Here is a 1,310-nt window from a genome sequence, read left to right on the forward strand (position 1 = left end):
GGCGCATTCGAGGGGTCGTCGCAACACCGGTTGATCAACTGGCTTCGGCCAGGAGCTTAGCGAGACGCTCGGCTGGGGTGTCCCAGCCGAGCGTCTTTCGTGGTCTGGAGTTGAGTTCGGCGGCCACTGCTTCCAGGTCTTGCGGGGTGTGGACGCTCAGGTCGGTGCCCTTGGGGAAGTACTGGCGCAGCAGGCCGTTGGTGTTCTCGTTGGAGCCGCGCTGCCAGGGCGAGTGCGGATCGCAGAAGTAGACGGGCATGTCGGTGGCCATGGAGAACTGGTGGTGCAGGCCCATCTCCGAGCCCTGGTCCCAGGTCAGGGAGCGTCTCAGCTCAGTCGGGAGGGTCTGGATCGTGGCGGCCAGGGCGTCGCGCATGGTCTCGGCCGTCCGGTCGTCGGGCAGGTGGACCAGCAGGACGTAGCGGCTGGCGCGCTCGACGAGGGTGCCGATCTGCGACGTCTGCTTGCGGCCGATGATCAGGTCGCCTTCCCAGTGGCCCGGGACGGCACGGTCGGCGGCCTCGGCGGGGCGTTCACTGATCATGACCATCGGCGCGGCGTAGCGGGGCTGGCGCTGCTGGGCCTGGCGCCGCGGCTTGCGGTGGGCCCGGCCGGTGCGCAGTGCCCTGACCAGCTCGCGGCGCAGCTCCCCGCGGCCCTGGACGTAGAGGGCCTTGTAGATGGTCTCGTGGCACACGCGCAGGTCCGGACGGTCGGGGAAGCGGACGCGGAGCATCTGGCTGATCTGCTCCGGACTCCATTTCATCTCCAGCCAAGACTGGACTATGTCGCGCAGCTCGGGGCTGGCCTCGAACTTGCGGGTCTTGGGACGCGCACGGCGCACGGCGGCGCGGGCGTGGGCGGCGTGCGGCCGGTAGCACCAGTCGTCGCGGGTGCCCTCGGTCCGGTTCCGGCGGACCTCGCGGCTGATGGTCGAGGGGTGGCGGCCCAGCTCGCCGGCGATCGTGCGCTGCGACGCGCCTTCGCGGATCCGATCGGCGATGTGGATGCGCTCGGCTTCGCCCAGGTAGCGCGAGGGGCCGGAAGGAGACGGCTCCCGGGTGACGGGAGGCGCCGCCTTCCGGCCCTTGGTGGCATTGCTGCCGTTGCGCCACTTCTTGCCGGTCCGGCGGTCGATGCCGACGATCCTGCAGGCTTCCCTGCTGCTGTAGCCCTGATCCATGAGCCGGAAGTATGCAGCCCGCTCACGGGTCAGCTTCTTCCGGCCCTGCGGCCTCCGGTCCTTCCGGATCTCGAAGTCCATCGCGTCCCCTCAGCAGGGGTGTTGCGACGACCACTAGAAGGGGAGC

The 1,310-nt window shown here is 69.8% G+C and carries 1 protein-coding gene; it reads right to left on the reverse strand.

Annotated elements, in window-relative coordinates:
• Positions 1-34: 34 nt before the first annotated feature.
• A complete protein-coding gene (locus ABZ801_RS41575; protein ID WP_360709478.1) occupies positions 35-1,264 on the reverse strand; it encodes an IS30 family transposase in 1,230 nt (409 codons plus the stop codon).
• Between the last annotated feature and the right edge of the window lie 46 nt (positions 1,265-1,310).

The sequence above is a fragment of the Actinomadura sp. NPDC047616 genome (assembly GCF_040642915.1).
Classification (GTDB): domain Bacteria; phylum Actinomycetota; class Actinomycetes; order Streptosporangiales; family Streptosporangiaceae; genus Spirillospora; species Spirillospora miaoliensis.

Coding starts and splice junctions, on each gene's coding strand:
- ABZ801_RS41575 (WP_360709478.1), bottom strand. CDS start 1,264: ATGGACTTCGAGATCCGGAAGGACCGGAGGCCGCAGGGCCGGAAGAAG.